Source organism: Bradyrhizobium sp. CCGB12, from assembly GCF_024199845.1.
GTDB lineage: Bacteria > Pseudomonadota > Alphaproteobacteria > Rhizobiales > Xanthobacteraceae > Bradyrhizobium.
Window position 1 is genome coordinate 8,315,317 of record NZ_JANADO010000001.1, and the last position, 20,078, is coordinate 8,335,394.

A 20,078-nucleotide genomic window follows, 5' to 3' on the forward strand; every position below is an offset into this window, starting at 1 on the left:
CGGGAATTGGCGCAGCCCTTAGCATGGCCCGAAAGCGGTTTCGACCTCCAAAGGATCAATCGCTTAACGGGCGGCCAATGCCAGGGATCAGGTGGGCCTGCCCCAATCGCCCAGCACTGCCTGCACCAGCGCCAGCGCCGCCACCGCGGCGGTGTCAGCCCGCATGATCCGGGGCCCCAGGGCGAGCCGCAGGATCTTCGGCTGCCGCAGCAGAAGCGCCCGCTCTTCCTCGGCAAAACCGCCTTCCGGACCGATCAGCACGTCGATGCCTTGTCCGGCCTCGCTGGCGCCTTGCAGGCTCTGAATGGGGTTTTGGACCTCGGCCGCCTCGTCGCAGAAGATCAGCAGGCGGCCCGCGGCGCGCTGGCTGAGGTACCGCTCCAGCGGCGCCGGCTCGCCGACGGTGGCGATGCTGAGGATCCCGCACTGCTCCGCCGCCTCGACGACATTGGCGCGCATCCGCTCGGTGTTGACCCGGGAGGCCTGGGTGAACCGTGTCAGGACCGGCTGAAGCGTGGCGGCGCCTAACTCGATGGCCTTCTGCACCATGTAGTCCAGCCGGGCATGCTTGAGCGGAGCGAAAACGTAAGTGAGGTCGGCTAGTCGATCCTGGGGCCGGGTCTGCTGGAGGATGACGAGGCCATCCGGCCGCTTGCGGCCCTCGATGGCGGCCTGCCATTCGCCGTCACGGCCATTGAAGGCCAAAACCTCCGCACCGGCGGCAAGCCGCAGCACATTGCCGAGATAATTGCTCTGGTCGCGGTCGAGCGGGACCCTGGCGTCCTGGGCAAGGGGAGCGTCGACGAATAGGCGGGGGGCGCGAAAATCGTGGGAAGGCATCGTTCAAAGGTCCGATTGACCGCCGTTCTTAACCGAAAGCCGCCATTTCGGGGTAAATTATTGCCAATCTGGTGCGTCCCAGCGCCGCGCTCTTGCCCAATTCCACGGGTTGTTAAGCGCCGGCGGGAATCGTAGAAACGCGAACAGCTGGTTGCGCTTCAAATTAGGAAGACGCCGAACCCCGCAAGCTCCTGCCGGAGAGACTACTTGATGATCCGTCATTTGATGGTTCCGATCACTGCCGCCATGGTCACCATGGGCGCCGCGGGCGCTTATGCGCAAAGCGCATTCCCGGCGCCGCTGCCCAATCAGGCCGCGACCAGTTCGCCGTTTCCGCCAGTGAATGGCTCGGCGCCAACCGCGTCGGTCGGTACCGCCCCGCAATCGTCCTTTCCCGTGAATGGCGCCGCGCCGGTCGGCGGCGCCGGCGCCTTCAGCGCGGCCCCGCCGACGCAAGGCGGTCCTGGCGAGGACTGCATGAAGGCCTTCATTCCGCTGCGCGAGGAGGCCGAGAAGCGCGGCAAGCTGATCAAGGCCGCGAGCGACCGTCATGCGGCGCCGGACGAGGCCTGCAAGCTGATCCGCAATTTCAGCCAGGCTGAAACGAAGATGATCAAGTACATCGAGTCCCATGCCGCCAAATGCGGAATTCCGCCGCAGATCGGCGAGCAGATGAAGACCGGCCACAAGAACACCGAGGCCATGCAGACGAAAGTCTGCAACGTCGCGCAGCAGATGCAGAACCAGCCGCGCGGTCCGGCAGGTCCGTCGCTGAGCGAGGTGCTGGGTTCGGGCTCGGCGCCAGAGGCGAATGCCGGCAAGAAGGGGGGCAGCACCTTCGACACGCTCAACGGCAACGTCCTGACCCGATGAGCGATACATCCGCCCGCGTTGCCGATTCCACGGGCAACTGGGTCGATACGCTTGCCCCGTCATGGGCGCGGCCTTACCTGCGCCTGTCCCGCTTCGACCGTCCGATCGGCTCGTGGCTGCTGTTGATGCCCTGCTGGTGGTCGGCCGCGCTCGCCGCCGGCGTCGCGCACGACGTCCGCGGCCTGCCGCTCACCATCGTGCTGTTCTTCGTCGGTGCGTTCGTGATGCGCGGAGCCGGCTGCACCTGGAACGACGTCACCGACCGCGACCTCGACGACAAGGTCGAGCGGACGCGCTCGCGGCCGCTGCCGTCAGGGCAGGTGACCACGAAGCAGGCGCTGGTCTTCATGGTCGCACAGGCGTTGATCGGCCTCGTGGTGCTGCTGCAGTTCAACCGCTTTGCTGTGCTGACCGGCATCGCCTCGCTTTTGATCGTCGCGATCTATCCCTTCATGAAGCGCATCACCTGGTGGCCGCAGATCGTGCTCGGGCTTGCGTTCTCCTGGGGCGCCCTGATGGGATTTGCCGTCACCTTCGGACGCATCGACGTCACCGCGCTCGTGCTCTATGCCGGCGCGATTTCCTGGGTGATCGGCTATGACACGATCTACGCGCATCAGGACGCCGAGGACGACGCGCTGATCGGCATCAAGTCCACCGCGCGATTGTTCGGCGCGCATACGCACCAGGCGCTAATCCTGTTCTACGGGCTCGCGGTGATGCTGATCGGTGTCGCGCTGGCGTCCGGCGATGCGCGCTGGCCGGCCTGGCTCGGGCTGATCGCCTTCGCCGTGCATCTGGCGTCGCAGATCGTGCGGCTGAATATCAGCGATCCTGACCTCTGCAAGCGCCTGTTCTATTCGAACAAGTATGCGGGGTTGTTGTTGTTCGCGGGATTGCTCGCCGACGCAGTGATGCGGGCGTCGTAGCTGCCGTAGGGGCAAAGGCGTGATTGCCCTCTAGTTTCTCGCGATGATCTCGTGTTCGCCGCGGTGAACGGACAGCTCGCGCGCGATGCCGGCGCGGCGGCGCATCAAGAATTTTGGGCGGCGGGCGCGGATCGCGTTGGCGCGGCGGCGGCGTGCTGCGGGTTTGCGGGCGCCTTCGTCGAGCTGCGGCAGCGCGAAGATCTCGCTCCAGATGGTCCAGGCCTCGGCGAGCTCGTCGCCGTCGGCGCTGATGAGCAGCGGAACGGAGAGCGAGGGATCGCGATGCACGAGGACGAGGGCTTGCGCCTCCTCGTTGCCGCGCAGCGCGACGCCGGTGAAGTCGCTGACGCGAACGTTGATGGCCATCTGCATGCCGCGCACGGCACGGCGCAGCACGACACGCTCGCGATGAAGCTCGATCTGCCTGACATGTCCGTCGGCGCGCGGATCGTGCGCATCGAAGCGGACCGGAAGGGAAAGAGGGTCGAGCCGCAAGGAGCGGCTCGACCCGGCGGGAGCGACCCCGCATGTTGCTGTTTGACGCCTCACGGCTTTAGTTCTCCCCGCCGGGATTATGTTCCCGGTCGATGCGAGGACCTTAGCGTGCGCCTTTCCGAAACCGCTTAAAAAGGCTGGTTAACCCACCGTCACTGCTGCTCATGATTGACAAGACCTTGGCGCGCATGATTGACGAGACGTTGCGCCGAAGTCGCGAATCTGAGCTTTTTGGCAGGCTGAAAATGCTTGAAGTCCGCGCCATCAGGGCACATCTGTGGGTTCCAGTCCCGAACCCCGCCCCAACAGGATTTCGTTCGTGAACTCTTCACCATCCGCAAGCTCGACGCTTTCGACCACAGCCAATCGCGACTTGTTCGATCAGTCCGCGCTCTCCGATCTCGCGCAGCGGCTGGTCGAGGCGGCCAAGCGCGCCGGCGCGGACGCGGCCGATGCGGTCGCGGTGCGCGGCGTCTCGCAAGGCGTCGAGGTGCGTGACGGCCGCGTCGAGGAATCCGAGCGGTCCGAAGGCGACGATGTCGGTCTGCGCGTGCTGGTCGGCCAGCGCCAGGCAGTGGTCTCGACCAACGACGTCAGCGGCGATGCCGTCACCAAGCTCGCAGAACGCGCGGTCGCGATGGCGCGTGTCGCGCCCGACGACAAATATGTCGGCCTCGCCGATCCCGCACTGCTCGCGCGCGACTTCCCCGATCTCGACCTGCTCGATCCCGACGTGCCCACGACCTCGGAGCTCGAGCGCCGCGCGCTTGCGGCCGAAGCTGCCGCGCTCGGTGTGAAGGGCGTGACCAAGTCCGGCGGCGCCTCGGCTTCCGCCGGCATCGGCGGCATGGTGCTCGTCACCTCGACCGGCTTCCACGGCTCCTATCTGCGCTCAAGTCAGGGGATTTCCGCCACCGCCATATCGGGCGAAGGCACCGGCATGGAGCGCGACTACGACTTCACCTCGGCGCCACACGGCGCCGATCTGCTGTCGCCGGAGGTCGTCGGCCGTTCCGCCGGCGAGCGCACCGTGGCGCGCTACAATCCGCGCAAGGTCGAGACCTGCAAGGTGCCCGTCGTGTTCGACCCGCGCGTCGCCGGCTCCCTGGTCGGCCATGTCGTCGGCGCCATCAACGGCGCCTCGATCGCGCGCAAGACCAGCTTCCTGAAGGACAAGCTCGGCCAGCAGCTGTTCGCGAAGAACATCCGCATCGTCGACGATCCCCTGCGCAAGCGCGGCCTGCGCTCGCAGACCTTCGATGCGGAAGGCGTCGCGGTGAAGAGAATCGCGCTGGTCGACGAGGGCGTGCTGACGACCTGGCTGCTCGATTGCGCCACCGCGCGTGAGCTCGGCCTCACCACGACGGGCCACGCCCATCGCGGCGTCTCCTCCTCGCCGTCGCCCGGGCCGTACAATCTGCATCTGGAGCCCGGCACGCCGACGCCGGCCGAGCTGATCTCCGACATCAAGCAGGGGTTCTACGTCACCGACCTGATCGGCTCTGGCGTCAACGGCGTCACCGGCGATTACAGCCGCGGCGCCTCCGGCTTCTGGATCGAGAACGGCGAGATCACCTATCCCGTCAGCGAGGTCACGATCGCCGGCCATCTGTTCGAGATCTTCAAGTCGATGCAGCCGGCGAACAATCTCGAGTTCCGCTACGGCATCAATGCGCCGACGGTGCGCATCGAGGGTTTGACGCTTGGCGGACGCTGACGCGCAATCCCTGGACGCGGCCATCCTGACGCACGATGCGGCGCTGCTGAAGGACACGGTGCGGGACGCGGGCGTACTCGCGCAATCGATGTTCCGCACCGAGCTGAGGAAATGGACCAAGGGCGCATCCTCGCCGGTGTCGGAGGCCGACATCGCGGTCAACGATCTCCTCGAGGCGCGCCTGCGCGCTGCGACGCCCGACTATGGCTGGCTGTCCGAGGAGAGCGCGGACGACGCGGCACGGCTGTCGCGGCGGCTGACCTGGATCGTCGATCCCATCGACGGCACGCGCAACTATCTGGGCGGGCATGACGATTGGTGCATCAGCGTCGCGCTGGTTGAGGACGCCTCGCCGGTGCTTGCCGCGGTGTTTGCGCCGACCCGCGACGAGTTCTTCTTCGCGGCCCGCGGCCAGGGCACGACGCTGAACGGCGCGGCCGTGCGGGCGTCGCCCGGATCGGTGCTCGACTTCACCCGCATCGCCGGACCGAAGCCGATGGTCGAGCGGCTCAATGGCTCGGGCGGCGAGATCGAGCTGCATCCGCGAATCGGCTCGCTCGCGCTGCGTCTGTGCCGGGTCGCCCATGGCGCGCTGGATGCGGCTTTTGCGGGCGGCAACAGTCATGATTGGGACCTTGCGGCGGCCGATTTGATCGTGCAGGAAGCGGATGGTAGGATGAGCGACCTCTCCGGAGATCCCATCCTCTATAACCGCCGGGAAGTGGCGCACGGGGTGCTGGTGGCAGCGGGACGCGATCGTCATGCGGGCATTGTCGCGCATTTTCGAAACCGCCCCTTCGCCTAAAGCGCTTTCGTCGTGCTTGTCGAACACTGCTTTGCCGGGCAGCCGTTAGGAACAGAATCCATGCCAGATAGTGCCCCGCAACAACTGCTTCACCTCGTCATCGGTGGCGAGCTCGTCGATCTCGAGCACAACACCTTCAAGAATCTCGATGACGTCGAGATCGTCGGCCTCTATCCGAACTATGCCACCGCGCACGCGGCCTGGCGGGCCAAGGCGCAGAGCACGGTCGACAACGCGCAGATGCGCTATTTCATCGTCCACCTCCACCGGCTGCTCGACCCGAATCAAGAACCGGCGCGTTGAAAAAACTGCTTCGCAATACGCTGCGAAGCAGCTTCGTTCAGCGTGCCGTCGGGGTCCTGGCGGCCGAATATCTGCGCTTTGTCTGGCGGACCAACAAATTCACGTTCGATCCGCCCGACGTCTATGACCTCGTCGAGCCGCAGATCCCGGCGATCTTCGCGTTCTGGCACGGCCAGCATTTCCTCACCCCCTTCATCAAGAACAAGACCTCGTACCGGGCCAAGGTCCTGATCTCGCGGCACCGGGATGGCGAGTTCAATGCGATCGCCGCCGAGCGCCTCGGCATCGGTACCATCCGCGGTTCCGGCGATCATGGCGGCGCCTTCCACCGCAAGGGCGGGGTCGGCGCCTTCAAGGAAATGGTGCGGACGCTCCAGGACGGTTGTAATGTCGCGCTGACCGCCGACGTCCCCAAGCGCTCGCGCGTGGCCGGGCTCGGCATAATCATGCTGGCACGGGAATCCGGACGGCCGATCATGCCTTTTGCGATGGCGACCAGCCGCTTCATCCGGCTCAAGAACTGGGACCGCACCACCATCAATCTGCCGTTCGGGCGGGGCGCATTGGTCGGCATCAAGGAGATCCACGTTCCGCCTGACGCCGACGCGGCCACCATGGAAGCGCTGCGGCTGGAGCTGGAGGAGACGTTGAACGAGGCGACTCGCCGTGCCTATGCGCAACTCGGCCGCCCGGGACCGGAAGATGCCTAATTCGCTGCCCATCACGCTGCGGATGTATCAGCGTCTGGCCTCCGGCCTGGTGCCGCTGGCGCCTGCGCTGATCAAGCGGCGGCTGAAGCAGGGCAAGGAGGATCCCGAGCGCGTCGGCGAGCGGCGGGGGCTGTCGCGGGACGTGCGTCCGCATGGACCGCTGGTCTGGATCCACGGCGCCAGCGTCGGCGAGGTTCTGGCCGCAGCGGCGCTGATCGAGCGCTTGCGCGACCTCAATTTGCGTATCCTGCTCACCTCCGGCACCGTCACCTCGGCGGCTGTCGTGGCAAAACGCTTTCCGCCCGACGTGATTCATCAATACGTGCCGTATGATTCCCCGCGCTATGTCGCGCGCTTCCTCGACCATTGGAAGCCGTCGCTGGCGCTGTTCATCGAATCCGACCTGTGGCCGAACCTGATCCTCGCCGGTGCGGCGCGCCGGGTGCCGATGGTGCTGATCAATGGGCGGATGTCGCCGCGCTCCTTCCCGCGCTGGCGGCGCATGCATGGCACCATCTCGGCGCTGCTCTCTCGCTTCGACATCTGCCTTGCGCAGTCGAAGCTGGATGCCGAGCGCTTTGCCGCTCTCGGCGGCCGCGACGTCCTCACCACGGGTAACCTCAAGCTCGACGTCCCCGCGCCGCCGGCCGATCCCGGCAAGCTCGAACGCTTGATGGCGATGACGCGCGGACGGCCCATTATTATCGCGGCCTCGACCCATCCGGGCGAGGACGAGATGGTGGTGGCGGCGCACCGCAGCCTTTCCGGTTTCTTCCCGCAGCTGCTGACCGTGATCGTGCCGCGACATCCGGATCGCGGCGCCTCGATCGCAGGCTTGATCACCGCCTCCGGCCTGAAGCCGGCGCTGCGCTCGCGCGAGGAGCTGCCGACCGCTACGACCGACCTCTATGTCGCCGACACCATGGGCGAGCTCGGCCTGTTCTATCGCCTTTCGCCCATCGTGTTCATGGGCGGATCGCTGATCCACCATGGCGGGCAGAATCCGATCGAGGCGATCAAGCTGGGTGCCGCGATCATCCATGGTCCGCACGTCTTCAATTTCTCCGATGTCTACGCGGCGCTCGACGGCAGCGGCGGGGCGCGCCAGGCCGACACGCCGGAGGTCCTGGTCAAGCAGCTTGGCCAGTTGCTGGCCGATCCCACCGTGCGCGACAAGATGCAGCGCGCAGGCACGGGCGTGGTCGAGCAGCTCGGCGGCGCGCTGGACCGCACCATGATTGCGCTCGAGCCCTATCTGTTGCAGCTGACCATCGAGATGGGAGCCGCCAATGCGTGAGCCGGCCTTTTGGTACCGGCCACGTTCCCTCCAGTCGTACGCGTTATGGCCGCTTGGAGCACTCTACGGCGCGATCACCGAACGGCGCATGCTGCGCAGGGGCTTCGACGCCGGCATCCCCGTGATCTGTGTCGGCAACTACCATGTCGGCGGCGCCGGCAAGACACCGACCGCGCTGGCGCTGACGAAGCTCTTGCGCGAGCTCGGCGAGACGCCGGTGGTGCTCAGCCGCGGCTATGGCGGACGCCTGAAAGGCCCGGTAATGGTCGATCCCGCGCGTCACACCGCTGACGACGTCGGCGACGAGCCCTTGATGATGGCGCGCGATGTCCCTGTTACGGTCGCCCGCGATCGCCTCGACGGCGTGGCTCTTGCAAAGGCGCAAGGCGCGACCGTGATCGTGATGGACGACGGCTTCCAGAATCCGCGCCTGTTGAAGGACGCCTCATTGATCGTGATCGATAGCGAGCGCGGTCTCGGCAACGGCAATGTGTTTCCGGCTGGCCCCTTGCGCGCGCCGCTGAAGGCGCAGCTCGCGCGCACCGACGCGCTGGTGCTGATCGGCGACGGCCGTGCCGCCAACGACGTCGCGGCCGAGCTTGCCAAGCGCGACAAGCCGGAGCTGCGCGCGCGCCTGAAGCCGGATGCGGCCTCGGTCGCGCAGCTGATCGGCAAGCGGGCTTTTGCCTTCGCCGGCATCGGCGATCCCGAACGCTTCTTCCGCAGCTTGGGCGCCAGCGGCATCGAGGTCGTGCGCGCGCGTCCGTTCCCCGACCATCACGTGTTTTCGAACGACGAGATCGTAGCGCTCGCAGCGGAAGCGCAGCGCGAGCAGCTCACCCTGGTGACGACGGAGAAGGACCTTGCTCGCCTGCGCGGCCGCGCGGGTGTGCCTGATAACATCGTGCCGTTTGCCGTCCAGCTTGAATTCGACGATCCTTCCGCGCTCCGGCAACTGATCAGCGATCATCTCTACAGGGCGCGCGAGCGAAGATTCGGCAGGCGATGATTTCGTAACGGCGCAAAGCGTCTCCGTAAAGATCGGGCGCCCTGGGGCCAACTGAACGTGCTTGCCGACGATCCAGCGTTCACCACGCCCCAACGGCCATCAATCCGACAATGGTCAGGCACGAGACGCAGGCCACCATCACTGTATAGCATTCGGGTGTATTCATCGTTGCCTCCCAAACCGTTGCCAAGGGTTTGGTCACTGTTACGCGGGAGTTGCCGGTCCTGGGCCGCTTTCAGTTCGGCGCGCCGTGACCGCTCTCGCGATGTACGTCCGCCCGCTCATCGTCATCGAGATCCGCGGGATGATATTGCGCTTCGCGAGCTTCAGAGCGTCGAGCTGAGATCAGAAGCTGTCTTCGCATTTCCGCAAGGCGGGCGCGGCAATATTCACGATAGAGCAGGTCGAATATGGTGGGCATGATCACCCCCATCGTTACTTTCGATTTACAGATATTCCACTGCGAATTTTCGAGGTGATGGTAGCCCGCCAGATGGCTCTTCGATATGAGCCCGTTCACAGATCGCGCCGATTCCGAAATGACCGCGACTTGATTGTCTGTGCGATAGAAGGAGCAGGGCCAATTACCTAACATGCAGCTTAGCAGCCTTCTGTTTCATGAAGACTTCATCGAACAACTTAAGGGCGCCGAGTCGCGGCGAAGAATCCAACCACAGCGCGAAATGACTAATCACCGAGTGTGCGCGCTGTTCGATGCAACGCGGATCGGCGCGAGGGAATTCACTACAGTGTGAGACTCCCAGTCAGCTGCGCGTGACCATCGTCTCCATCCCATGCCGCGCGGAAGGCGGCGCCAATCGTGTCCCCCCCGGCAAGACGAGCCCGCGTAAAGCGCCCTGCAGTGACCTGCCATTCAGGCGACATTCATCGCAAAAGCCCTATCGGTTTTGGACGATCGGGAGAGTTCGATGAAACTGCCGTCCGCGGCTGTCGCCGCCAGCCTTGTGTGTCTGATCATTGCGCCGGTGTTCGCACAAACGACTGCGCCGGCCGCTCCGACAAGTCCGGCCGGCACTGTGCCAGTCCCCGCGACCAAGCGCGTCACATGCTTGGCGACGACGCAAAGCCTGAAGGGGCAGGACAAGCGCGACCAGATGCAGCTCTGCATGGCACAGGCGCGGCTCGATTGCCTGAAGCAGGCGATCGATCAGAAGGTCGTCGGCGAACCCAGGAAGACCTTCATCAAGAGCTGTGTGGGTGGCGATGGTACGGAGCAATAAACGGGTTCAGTGCGATTGGGTGGGCGAAGCAACGCGTGCCCACCTTGTTCATTGCGGTTCCGGAGAGACGGTGGGCACGGCGCTGCGCGCCTTTGCCCGCCCTACGAGATCACGACTGCTTCAGCGCGCCCGGAAAATGCCGCTGCAGGACAGCGGCCGGCGTGGCGTAGGCCTCTTGCAGATCCACGCTCCAATATTTCAACTCGTCGAGCGGGATCCGCGTGTCGGTGATCGCGCAGCGTACATAGGTGCCTGGCGAGATCACGCGGAAATCGCCGTCGAGATATTGCACCTGCGCTTCGCCATGGCCCGAGGGGCCGAATTTGTTCAGCACGGTCGAAAGTCTCCGTGGAAGGCCCGTAAAGGCAACGTGTTGAATGAGATCTAGCATAGATAGGGTGGCTTGTCCGCCCAGTAAACCCACCGGTTTGTGATGTTTTGGCGCTGTTTCCGCATGATAGGGCTTGGACGAAGGATCTTGACGCAGTGTTCGATGCGCCTTCGACTGACCGCCCTGTTCCTGACGCTCCTGATGCCGACCGCGCACGCCGCGCCGGTGCCGCAGCAGGTCGACATTCCGCTGTCGTCGGGCATCCTGCATGCGCAGCTCTACAAGCCCGAGGGCGAGGGGCCGTTTCCGGTCGTGATCGCGCTGCACGGCTGCGACGGACTCAGTGGCCATTCCGATTCCGTCCTGCCGCGCTATCGCGACTGGGCCGTGCGGCTGCTTAGGGCCGGCAACGCCGTGCTGCTGCCCGACAGCTACGGCTCGCGGGAGCTCGGACCGCAATGCCGCGTCAAGGAGATGCACGTCAAGGCGCGACGCGAGCGCGTCGCCGACATCGTCGCGGCGCGTGCCTGGCTGATGAAGCAGACCTGGGTCGCGCGCAGCCGCGTCAGCCTGATCGGCTGGGCGAACGGCGCCAGCGCGCTGCTCTGGGCCGTGCGCCCGCAGAGCGTGGCGCGCGATCTCAGTCCGGATTTCCGTGCCGCGGTCGCCTTCTATCCCGATTGTCGGATTTCCGCCGGCCTCGGCTGGAGCACGCGGGTACCGACCCTGGTGCTGATTGGCGCCGATGACGACGTGTCGTCGCCGCCGGCCTGCCGCCAGATGGTGGACGGCGCGCGCGGCCGCAGCGCGCTGGCGCGCATCGTGGTCTATCCCGGCGCCGATCACGATTTCGACCGCGCCAACACGCCGCTGCACACAGCTGCCGGCGGCACCGACGCCGCGGCGCCCGAGCATGGCCATCTCGGCACGGATGCCGAGGCGCGGGCGGAGTCGCAGAAGGACGTGGCGGAGTGGCTGGCGCGGTAGTGTCGGGCGACGCGTGCCAAAGCGGGGCCGCCCGAGGAACAACGTAGGCGGACAGCCCCGCATCGACCACCGCCCTGCACGGACCATGATGGCCGACCGGGAATCTACGGATCGCGCGCGGCGGCGGTTTCAACACGTGGCGACGCCATCATTCGACCACGATGTCGATTAAACGCGTTCATATGCGCAACCGTATCGTCCTGTTCGCCTCCGCCCTGATCGTCTTCACCGTCGCGGTCTTCCTGTTCGAAGCCCATGCCGGCGCCACGCTGCGCGCGCCGGAACATTGCGGCTTCTGGACCACGATCGATGCGGGATTGTCGTGTAGGTAGGCGTCACCGACGATGGTGGTGTGACACGCACTCTCTCCCGGAGTCGTCCTGGCGAAAGCCAGGACCCATTACCCCAGGGAGTGTTTTGGCGAAGACTGGTCGTTCGGGACTGATATCGCGCGCAACCGTTAGATTCCGCGGTATGGGTCCTGGCTTTCGCCAGGACGACGGCGAGGATGTTCGCCCCGTCCTCGCACTCAGAACAGACTGCCCTGATCCACCGGCTTGGCCACGCGTTTCGGTGCGGGCTTTGCGTCCTGCGCGGCGGGCTTGGCTTGCGATGGCGCACGCCTTGCCGCAGGCGCGGGGCGATCCGCATCCGCGGTCGCCGCAACACGTCCATCCGCAAACTCGATCTCGAGCCGCGCATTCGGCCCGACGCTGTCTGCCGCATGCAGGGGATGGCCGGCCTCATCGCGCACCAGGGCAAAGCCGCGGGCGAGCACGCTGCGATAGGACAGGGCGGAGAGCAGCTTGCCGCTGTTCTCGACGCGGGCATCGAGCCGCTGCAGCAGCGTGACGAGCGCGCGGCCCGCGCGTTCGGACAGCCGATGCGTGCGCTCGCGCTGGCGGGCAATCGCATTGCGCTGCGCCTGCGCGTTGGAGAGCTTCGAGGCGCGTAAGCGAACCTCCAGCCCCGCAAAGCGGTCGCGCCGGCGCCGCAGCAACGAGCGCGCCGACAGGCCGAGCCGCTCTCCGCACACGGTGAGGCGGTGATCGGCCTGCGTGATCTGGCCATGAAGCACGCGCAGCGTCAGCTTGGCGCCGGCGGCGGTGAATCTGCGGAAATGCGCATGGGTGTTGGCCTTGAGGCAGCGGGGCAGGGATGCGCCCGCCGAATCCAGCCGCTGCCGCGGGATCGCCAAGAGATCGCCGGCCGCCGGCAGCGCGCGGGCGGCGGCGCGCAGCTCGCTGCGGCGGCTCTCCTGGGCGCGTTGCCAATAGGCGCGGGTGCGGCGTCCGAGATCGGCGACCTCGACGAACAATTCGCTGCGCACCGGCACCGCCATCTCGGCCGCCGCCGTCGGCGTCGGCGCGCGCTTGTCGGCGACGAAGTCGATCAGGGTGATGTCGGTCTCGTGCCCGACCGCCGAGATCAGCGGGATCATGCTCTCGGCTGCGGCCCGCACCACGATCTCCTCGTTGAACGACCAGAGATCCTCCAGCGAGCCGCCGCCGCGCGCGACGATCAGCACATCGGGGCGTGGAATCTTGCCACCCTCGGGCAGCGCGTTGAAACCGCGGATCGCGGCCGCGACCTGCTCGGCCGAGCCTTCGCCTTGCACCTTGACCGGCCACACCAGCACGCGGCGGGGAAAACGGTCCTCCAGCCGGTGCAGGATGTCGCGGATCACGGCGCCGGTCGGCGAGGTCACGACGCCGATCACCTCCGGCAGCCAGGGCAGGAGCTGCTTGCGCGCCTCGTCGAACAGGCCTTCGGCTGCGAGCTTCTTCTTGCGCTCCTCCATCAGCGCCATCAGCGCGCCGATGCCGGCGGGCTCCAGCGCCTCGATCACGATCTGGTATTTCGAGGAGCCCGGATAGGTCGTGAGCTTGCCGGTGGCGATGACCTCGAGCCCCTCCTGGGGCTTGAAGCGCATGCGCCCGTGCACGCCCTTCCAGATCACCGCCTCGATCTTGGCGCTCTCGTCCTTGAGCGCGAAATAGCAATGGCCGGAGGAGTGGGCGCCACGGAACCCCGAGATCTCACCGCGGACCCGGACATGGCCATAGGTGTCCTCCACCGTCCGCTTCAGGGACTGTGAGAGCTCGGAGACGGTGAATTCGAACGCGTTGTTCAGTTGTTCCGCAGGCGGCATCGGCAAACGATTCGGCATTTTGGGGTCAGACCTGACGTTAAGGATTTTCGCTCCGCGGCGCCAATCCCGGGATTGATCGAAAGAGTGCTCTGTAATATAGAGTTCTCTGTTAATAGATGAGTTTCCAGGAGATGAGCCATGGCGATCCGGCTGCTGCGCGGCGTTTTGAACGGCCTGAAATGGGTCCTGTGTGCGGTCGGCGGCGTGGCGCTGATCCTGGGCGCGATGATCGCGACGCCGTTGCAGCGGCCGCCTGAGATGCGATCGGTCTCGGAGTCCGCCAAGGGCATCGACTGGTCCACGCTGCCGCCGCTCGAGCGCTTTCAGGCCCGCGACGGCACTTGGATCGGCTATCGCCACTATGCGCCGAAGGGCACGGAGACAGGCCGGGGCGCGATCTTCATCCACGGCTCCTCGGGCTCCAGCGGCACCGTCAATCACGCGCTGACCCATGCGATCGCCGCGCGTGGGGTGGAGACCTGGGCGCTGGACGTCCGCGGCCATGGCGGCTCCGGCACGCGCGGTGATATCGGCTATGTCGGTCAGCTCGAGGACGACCTCGTCGACTTCGTCGCTCATGTCCGCAAGAACGCGCCTGACCTGCCGCTGACCCTGATCGGCCATTCCGCCGGCGCCGGCTTCTCGCTGCGCGTTGCCGCGACACCGATCATGCAGGACATGTTCGTCCGCACCGTCCTGCTCGCGCCCTATCTCGGCTATGACGCGCCGACCAACAGGCCGCATTCCGGCGGCTGGGCCAACGCCGACATTCCGCGCCTCCTTGGTCTGGCGGCGCTGCGCAAGCTCGGCATCGACTGCTGCGCGCAGCTGCCGGTGCTCGCGCTGGCCGTGCCGTCGAGCTCGGCAAGGTACCTCGTCTCCACTTATTCCGACCGCCTGATGCGCAACTTCGCGACGCGCGGCTACAGCATCGATCTGCCGGCAACGACACGTCCGATCACGATCTTCGGCGCCGCCGAGGACGAGATGATGATCTCGGACAAATATGCCGAGGCGGTTCAGGCCATCAAACCGTCGATCGACGTCAAGATCATCGACGGCATCAACCACATGGGCATCGTCACCAATCCGAAGGCGGTCTCCGCGATCGCCGAGGACGTGGCAACGCGCGGGAGCGGGCAGTCATGATCGACAGCAAGGAGGCGTCCGCAGCGCTGGCCGATATCGACGACATCGTCCAGCGCGTGAAGCAATCGCAGCTCTATGAGCTTGCGAGCCTCGCAGCGGTCTGGTGGGGCGTGCTGGTGTTCGCAGCCAATCTCGTCACCTGGCTCTGGCCGGTCTATGCGGTCCACGCCTGGGTTGCCACGGATGTCGTCGGCGTCGGCGGTCTGGTCGTACTCCGCGTCCTGAATCCGCCGCAATACCCCAATGGGAGCGTCGCCAGCATCAGGATGCTGCTGGTGCTCGTGTTGTTCTTCGCCTTCGGCTATCTCTGCACCAATGTGATCGGCCATTTCGGTCCGCGCCAGTTGGGCACGTTCTGGCCGCTCTATTTCATGCTGTTCTATACGATGGCGGGCCTCTGGTTCGGTCATGCCTTCGTGGCGATCGGTCTCGGCATCGCCGCGCTGACCTTGATCGGCTTCTTCTATATCGGCGAGGCGTTCCCGCTCTGGATGGCCTTCGTCAACGGCGGCGGCCTGATCCTCGGCGGCCTCTGGATGCGGCGGATCTAGCGGCATGGCCGAGCTCGACGACATCATCCACCAGCCGCTGCGCCTGAAGATCATGGCGGCGTTGAACGCGCTGCCGGTCGCGTCAGGTCTGGAATTCGCGCGTCTGAAAAAGCTCACCGGCGCCACCGACGGCAATCTCGGCGCGCATATCGAGACGCTGGCGAAAGCGGGATACGTGTCGGTGGAGAAAGCCTTCGTCGGCAAGAAGCCACAGACGACAGTGACCGCCACCGCCGCCGGCCGAGGCGCCTTCGCGCGGCATGTGGCGACGTTGCAGGAGATCATCGCGGGAAAGCAGGTGTAGCGCTGCGGTGCCAATCATTGTGCCCTCTCCCCTTGCGGGAGAGGGCAGCGAGGACGGTAGACGCAGAGTCACTGGGGTGAGGGGTTCGCCCCTCATCAAAAGTCTCTCCGCAGATGGAGACCCCTCATCCGGCGCTTCGCGCCACCTTCTCCCGCAAGGGGAGTATGCAAGTTGCTGCCCAGCGGCAGCGGGTGTAAAACTACTATCTAAGTCATTGAACTCGCTGTGGGACTGGGCGAGCGCCTATGCAGGCACAGTGCAGCCGCTGTGCCTCTGCTGTTTTTAACACCCGGCTTACATGCAGCGGCGCAACGCACCGATGCATCCCGATTTCAAAGGCTGGTTCTCAGGCCGTGCGCTGCAGGAGATGCTGAAGGCGGCCCCTTAGCCTGCTCACAAAGCGATGAAGGGCGAGACCTTCCGCGACTTGCGTCTCGCCTATCGCTCCGCACCGTACAGCTCATTTGCAAGCTGTCGGACCTCGTCGGTGGCAGAGTCGCCAAGCTGCTTGAGATAATCCAAAAATTCTTGCTGGTTGCTCATCGAGAATATGCGCGCCTTGTAGGACAATTCAGAGCGAAGCCGACCTTGCTGCAATAGTGACGCGCACTGTCTGTCTACGAACATGGCATCCGCGAAAGGCGCATATGTAGCTATAGCCGTGAAGTCGTTCAGGATGCCGGCACCGACATTTGGACTTTGTCCAGACGACACTCTCCAGCCAAGGGCGGCGATTAGGTAAGCGAAGATCTTATGCGCTGGCTGTTCCTGATTCCCCGGCCAATCAAGAAACTTGGATACTTCATTGAAGGCATCTTGAGGTGGTACACCTCGATCAACGAACATAGCGGCAAGTTGACGGTACCGCTTCATTAAGCCAAAGCGCAACTCCAATACACTCGACGGATCGTCCGAAGCCATTGCCGCCTGTGTTTTGGCAACCTGATCACGTAGAGCCTCGCGCATGGCGGACCCGTAGCTGGATAGCTCGTGCCTTAGGATTTGGTCGAACGTCGGTCGACTCTTTGCCCACCCTTCGGCAAGGCTCTTCAAGCTCGTCTCTGCGACCGATCGATCCCTACGTAGACCCGGAGCAAAAATCGAATAATCGGAATCGATGCTGATGTGGTAGACTGGGAGCCAGTCGTTGCGGTCACCAGACAGAATATCATCGACGTCAAAAGTCAGAGCAGGAGGGCTGGAGCCGCTGATATAGGCCTCAGCAAATTCCCACTCTTGATTTGTTGCAATTTCGTCGGTTCTGTCAAAAAACGTCTCGCCACTGAACATCTCATGCGCCAACCTTAACTCGCTTGGCGAGTGCCAGACAATTGTCTCGTCTGAATGCAGGTTGGAGGCCGGAAATATGACCTGCTGGCGCTTGTAAGCGAGGTCAGCAAGCTCGTAACATCTTTGCCAAAATGTTGCGCTCGGTGCGCCCAGCCGACGCTTCCCCTCTTTTGTCTTGTAGAGCTCGGATACCGCAAATTGATCCAAATAGACGACACGCTTATCGAAGTCAGGAAGAATCTCGTCATGAGAGTACCTGCAATCTGCGCAGCGCTTGGTAACGGCGTTGCCACTCACTGAAAGCGTCCCGAATTTTTGTTTTTTGCACTTCGGGCATTTTCGAAACGGCGGCAATTCGAACATTTTAGGGTCCAATTGCGAGATGATGATTTCGTGCTGGGTCGGTTTTCCGATGTCGTTTGAGCTAAGCGGTGAGGTTATCCCACTCGCGATCAACCCACTGGCACATGTGGAGAAGCTGACGTAGGGCCTCATCCGCATTTGATGTATCAATAGGACTGGCCCGGCCGTGCGCGGCATCATCTCGCCACAGCGAGACGATACCTGCAAAGGTAGTTAGTGTGTTGCGCCTCTGCACGTCGGCTTGACCAATGATCATGTTTAACACCGCTTGGCGTCCCCGATTGCCGCGATACACTCGTAGTACTCGTTCCTCGTCCCCTTCTTTGGTGATCGCAATTGCAAGTAAAATGGACTCGGCGGCTGCGCCGACCATTGCACAGCAAGCCAGCCATGCTTCAGCGTTTCGGCACCTGATGGCTTCCATGGCGCGCTGGTGAAATCCATCACCGAAAAGTTGTCGATAGCCGTTGAAGGTCGCGGCAAGTGAGCCGGGCTGCGCGATTAGAATGGTTGCTGCGTCAAGATTTGCTAGAGCGGCACGCCCGGCAACCGTGAGCGAATAGCCGCCTTCTTCGACCGCTTGCTCGCCAGACCGTCGGACGCCCGGTCGAACAATTCCGCGCCTGCACAATTCCCAAGCTGCTTCGTAGAATATCGGCGACAGCTCGCGAACTGGACCGTCCAAGTAGTGCTCGTGAGGATGCCGCTGTCGAGCTGCAAACTCTGCTCCAGTGCGTGCGTATAGGTCATATCCGTAGTTTCGCGCGCGGTCATTCCGCAGAAGTTCGAGCAGTATGGCAATTGCCTCATCTAAGTCCATCTGTCTCTCCGAGGAACGACGCTGATCGCTGAGCGCTACCATCAACGGGCGCAATCGCCGTACGCGCGCCCCAAGGCTTCACTCGAATCAGCGTGTCCCTCACGATGGCACAATGCAGGGTGGCAATACGAGCCTTGGGGCGCATGTGCCGGTTATTCACAGGGAGGTTGCTTAAACGCGGTGATCCGTCGTCACCGAATTAGGCGGCTTGATGGATCAGGCGCGCACGGTCCTATCCCAGAAGCCGAAGCGTTCCATCAGCAGCTTTCGTGCCAAGAGCTGCACGTTGTAAGCGTCGCCCACGGTGAGGCTCGCGCTCGTTTTCGTAAAACGGTGCGTAGTGGTCGTACTGCGAAGCCAACTTGCATATGCCAAGGCATCAACAACCGACACCTTACGATCTCGGACCATGCCGTAAGTCCATTTCGCCTTCCCAATGGACGGAATTTGTCGCGAGCGCTCTATACGAGTCTTCGGCCCTCTAATGGTCCAAATAAATGGATCGTTAATGTCGATCTTGGCCTTCTGCAGGCGCTGCTCAAGTTCGTTGCGCACGACAGGATTCCACGAACCGTCCTTTAGTCGAGACGGGTTCTCTCGACTAGCGCGCAGCTCAAGCTGCATCTCTTCAATAGCCGAATAGGCTAAGGTAATCGCATTCGCTATGCGGACGTGAGCGAGCGGTTCTTTCTGCACTCGAAATTCGTGCGGTGAATAACGCGGATGCATATTCATGTGATGCGCACCCGCCGAGCGGTAACTGTAAGCGAGCTTGTGCATGGCGTAAGCTAGAGAAGCTCTGCTCACGAGCGCAGCAAAACGGCACGCTGTGGTGATCCCGCTTGTTGAGTAGAACGAGGGCGCATCTTGGTTCGTCCCACTGAGGCGAACGGGAATGTCCTCCATCGGATCTGTGTATCCCATCGCACTGCCGTGTAAAACGTCGATTGCCGAACACAGGAGGGTGACGGCTTGACGGGCGCGCTGCTCATTCGCCGCGCGTATCATTATCTCCATGTCGAAAAATACCGGATGTCCCTCGCCATAGTAGTTCTGCGAAGGTGCGTGACCGCGCTCTAGCCGAATACGTTCATTTTCGGCATACAATTCGTCACGGGTACCTCGAAAAACGCCGGATGCTTTTTCATACTGCCATGCGGCCGCCGTCGCCTTAAAAGCCGTGCCGGGGTAGTCACCTGAAAAGATGGTCGAGTGATAAAGGGGCATTACTGGCCCATGATGAGAATCTGCGTCCCCCAGCACTTTATAGCGTTTTTCGGGTATGCAGAGGGCAGCCCGTCGCGGCTTTGGGCACGGCTGCCGGCAAACGCCGCCCATCGGGTCATTTCAGAACAGCAAACCACCTGAACGCCACCGCAGCCCATCGCGCGAAGTCGATCAGCGATAGCTCGGCGCGCCAGTCATTGCGCCCCTTGCTTCCATACAGGTACAGGCGCGGCTGGTAATAAGCCCCTTCCTCATCCGGGTTGTTGTCCGCATCGGGAATTTCAACATCAAACCGGATATCGGTTGCGTGAATGATCTTGTTGCAGGCCTCGCGCAAGGTGAGGACCTCGGCCTTGTCTCGATCGGTCACCCAGTTTGGAAACAGCTTTCCGCAATCGGATTTCGCCTCGTCTGCTGGTCCCTGCGATTGATCGAACTGGATTCGCACGCCCGCCGCACAAGAGATCAAAATTCGCGTTGCTTCGGACTTGAAGTAGCCCGCCTGCATCATTGCGATGGCAGACGAAGTAAGGCCAAGCGTGGCCACGTCGCGAGATGCTGAAGCCATGCAGACGAGTCGGTAAAGGTCGAGCAGGAACGCGCCCGGCTCAATCGCGTGAGGCTGCTTCTCGTCAGTGAAGTAAAGTTTTTCCTCGGCCATCAGGGCAACATAAGCGATTCGTCT

Annotated in this window: 23 protein-coding genes; 14 read left to right on the plus strand and 9 right to left on the minus strand. The window is 63.6% G+C overall.

Annotated features, from left to right (window positions below; translation table 11 throughout):
- Positions 1-87 precede the first annotated feature (87 nt).
- The gene (locus NLM27_RS38170; protein WP_254148164.1) at positions 88-840 is read right to left on the minus strand and encodes a 16S rRNA (uracil(1498)-N(3))-methyltransferase; all 753 of its coding nucleotides are present in this window, start codon (positions 838-840) and stop codon (positions 88-90) included.
- A 210-nt stretch (positions 841-1,050) separates the two neighbouring features.
- On the opposite strand from NLM27_RS38170, the gene NLM27_RS38175 reads away from it, so the two are divergent.
- Both NLM27_RS38175 and ubiA read left to right on the plus strand, forming a co-directional pair.
- On the plus strand, positions 1,051-1,713 hold the full coding sequence (locus NLM27_RS38175; protein WP_254148165.1) for a hypothetical protein: 663 nt from the start codon (positions 1,051-1,053) through the stop codon (positions 1,711-1,713).
- Positions 1,710-2,642, plus strand: a complete 933-nt coding sequence (gene ubiA / locus NLM27_RS38180) for a 4-hydroxybenzoate octaprenyltransferase (protein WP_254148166.1) — start codon at positions 1,710-1,712, stop codon at positions 2,640-2,642. Before NLM27_RS38175 ends, ubiA begins: the two co-directional genes overlap by 4 nt.
- A 30-nt stretch (positions 2,643-2,672) precedes the next feature.
- Here the strand turns inward: ubiA and NLM27_RS38185 are convergent, their stop codons facing one another.
- Entirely contained in the window at positions 2,673-3,191 is a 519-nt protein-coding gene (locus tag NLM27_RS38185; protein WP_254148167.1) for a DUF6101 family protein, read from the minus strand.
- 265 nt (positions 3,192-3,456) lie between these two features.
- Between NLM27_RS38185 and NLM27_RS38190 the strand changes: the two genes are divergently transcribed.
- The 6 genes from NLM27_RS38190 to lpxK are packed head-to-tail and all read left to right on the plus strand — an operon-like array spanning position 3,457 to position 8,978.
- The gene (locus NLM27_RS38190) at positions 3,457-4,854 is read left to right on the plus strand and encodes a TldD/PmbA family protein (RefSeq protein ID WP_254148168.1); all 1,398 of its coding nucleotides are present in this window, start codon (positions 3,457-3,459) and stop codon (positions 4,852-4,854) included.
- The gene (locus NLM27_RS38195) at positions 4,841-5,659 is read left to right on the plus strand and encodes a 3'(2'),5'-bisphosphate nucleotidase CysQ (RefSeq protein ID WP_254148169.1); all 819 of its coding nucleotides are present in this window, start codon (positions 4,841-4,843) and stop codon (positions 5,657-5,659) included. Before NLM27_RS38190 ends, NLM27_RS38195 begins: the two co-directional genes overlap by 14 nt.
- Positions 5,660-5,719: 60 nt before the next feature.
- Positions 5,720-5,962, plus strand: coding sequence for a DUF4170 domain-containing protein (locus tag NLM27_RS38200; protein ID WP_018648410.1), 243 nt, complete (start codon positions 5,720-5,722; stop codon positions 5,960-5,962).
- A complete protein-coding gene (locus NLM27_RS38205) occupies positions 5,959-6,672 on the plus strand; it encodes a lysophospholipid acyltransferase family protein (RefSeq protein ID WP_254148170.1) in 714 nt (237 codons plus the stop codon). Before NLM27_RS38200 ends, NLM27_RS38205 begins: the two co-directional genes overlap by 4 nt.
- Complete coding sequence (locus NLM27_RS38210) at positions 6,635-7,969, plus strand: 3-deoxy-D-manno-octulosonic acid transferase (RefSeq protein WP_254149028.1); 1,335 nt, start codon at positions 6,635-6,637, stop codon at positions 7,967-7,969. The genes NLM27_RS38205 and NLM27_RS38210 overlap by 38 nt, the downstream gene beginning before the upstream one ends.
- Complete coding sequence (lpxK, locus tag NLM27_RS38215; RefSeq protein ID WP_254148171.1) at positions 7,962-8,978, plus strand: tetraacyldisaccharide 4'-kinase; 1,017 nt, start codon at positions 7,962-7,964, stop codon at positions 8,976-8,978. Before NLM27_RS38210 ends, lpxK begins: the two co-directional genes overlap by 8 nt.
- Positions 8,979-9,213: 235 nt before the next feature.
- On the opposite strand, the gene NLM27_RS38220 is transcribed toward lpxK, so the two are convergent.
- On the minus strand, positions 9,214-9,498 hold the full coding sequence (locus tag NLM27_RS38220; protein ID WP_254148172.1) for a hypothetical protein: 285 nt from the start codon (positions 9,496-9,498) through the stop codon (positions 9,214-9,216).
- A 409-nt stretch (positions 9,499-9,907) separates the two neighbouring features.
- Here NLM27_RS38220 and NLM27_RS38225 point away from each other — a divergent pair, with 409 nt between their 5' ends.
- The gene (locus tag NLM27_RS38225) at positions 9,908-10,219 is read left to right on the plus strand and encodes a hypothetical protein (RefSeq protein ID WP_254148173.1); all 312 of its coding nucleotides are present in this window, start codon (positions 9,908-9,910) and stop codon (positions 10,217-10,219) included.
- 109 nt (positions 10,220-10,328) lie between these two features.
- Here NLM27_RS38225 and NLM27_RS38230 read toward each other — a convergent pair whose 3' ends face one another.
- Positions 10,329-10,553, minus strand: coding sequence for a DUF2093 domain-containing protein (locus NLM27_RS38230; protein WP_254148174.1), 225 nt, complete (start codon positions 10,551-10,553; stop codon positions 10,329-10,331).
- 159 nt (positions 10,554-10,712) lie between these two features.
- Here NLM27_RS38230 and NLM27_RS38235 point away from each other — a divergent pair, with 159 nt between their 5' ends.
- Positions 10,713-11,537 (plus strand): dienelactone hydrolase family protein, encoded by an 825-nt coding sequence (locus tag NLM27_RS38235; protein WP_254148175.1) that lies wholly within the window; start codon positions 10,713-10,715, stop codon positions 11,535-11,537.
- 182 nt (positions 11,538-11,719) lie between these two features.
- Positions 11,720-11,869: a hypothetical protein gene (locus tag NLM27_RS38240; protein WP_254148176.1), complete on the plus strand. Its 150-nt coding sequence runs from the start codon at positions 11,720-11,722 to the stop codon at positions 11,867-11,869.
- 197 nt (positions 11,870-12,066) lie between these two features.
- Here NLM27_RS38240 and xseA read toward each other — a convergent pair whose 3' ends face one another.
- Positions 12,067-13,689: an exodeoxyribonuclease VII large subunit gene (gene xseA, locus NLM27_RS38245; RefSeq protein ID WP_254149029.1), complete on the minus strand. Its 1,623-nt coding sequence runs from the start codon at positions 13,687-13,689 to the stop codon at positions 12,067-12,069.
- A 138-nt stretch (positions 13,690-13,827) separates the two neighbouring features.
- On the opposite strand from xseA, the gene NLM27_RS38250 reads away from it, so the two are divergent.
- Genes NLM27_RS38250 through NLM27_RS38260 form a run of 3 tightly spaced genes read left to right on the plus strand, consistent with a single transcriptional unit; the run spans position 13,828 to position 15,693 of the window.
- Positions 13,828-14,838: an alpha/beta hydrolase gene (locus NLM27_RS38250; protein WP_254148177.1), complete on the plus strand. Its 1,011-nt coding sequence runs from the start codon at positions 13,828-13,830 to the stop codon at positions 14,836-14,838.
- Complete coding sequence (locus tag NLM27_RS38255) at positions 14,835-15,389, plus strand: hypothetical protein (protein ID WP_254148178.1); 555 nt, start codon at positions 14,835-14,837, stop codon at positions 15,387-15,389. The genes NLM27_RS38250 and NLM27_RS38255 overlap by 4 nt, the downstream gene beginning before the upstream one ends.
- Before the next feature lie 4 nt (positions 15,390-15,393).
- Positions 15,394-15,693: a transcriptional regulator gene (locus tag NLM27_RS38260; RefSeq protein ID WP_254148179.1), complete on the plus strand. Its 300-nt coding sequence runs from the start codon at positions 15,394-15,396 to the stop codon at positions 15,691-15,693.
- A 438-nt stretch (positions 15,694-16,131) separates the two neighbouring features.
- Here NLM27_RS38260 and NLM27_RS38265 read toward each other — a convergent pair whose 3' ends face one another.
- The 4 genes from NLM27_RS38265 to NLM27_RS38280 form a co-directional block, all read right to left on the minus strand.
- Positions 16,132-17,346 (minus strand): hypothetical protein, encoded by a 1,215-nt coding sequence (locus NLM27_RS38265; protein WP_254148180.1) that lies wholly within the window; start codon positions 17,344-17,346, stop codon positions 16,132-16,134.
- A gap of 61 nt (positions 17,347-17,407) precedes the next feature.
- Positions 17,408-18,166 carry a hypothetical protein gene (locus tag NLM27_RS38270; RefSeq protein WP_254148181.1) on the minus strand — a complete coding sequence of 253 codons (759 nt, stop codon included), beginning with the start codon at positions 18,164-18,166 and terminating at the stop codon, positions 17,408-17,410.
- Between the two features lie 216 nt (positions 18,167-18,382).
- Positions 18,383-19,393, minus strand: coding sequence for a hypothetical protein (locus NLM27_RS38275; protein WP_254148182.1), 1,011 nt, complete (start codon positions 19,391-19,393; stop codon positions 18,383-18,385).
- A 115-nt stretch (positions 19,394-19,508) separates the two neighbouring features.
- Positions 19,509-20,054 (minus strand): hypothetical protein, encoded by a 546-nt coding sequence (locus NLM27_RS38280; RefSeq protein ID WP_254148183.1) that lies wholly within the window; start codon positions 20,052-20,054, stop codon positions 19,509-19,511.
- Positions 20,055-20,078 lie beyond the last annotated feature (24 nt).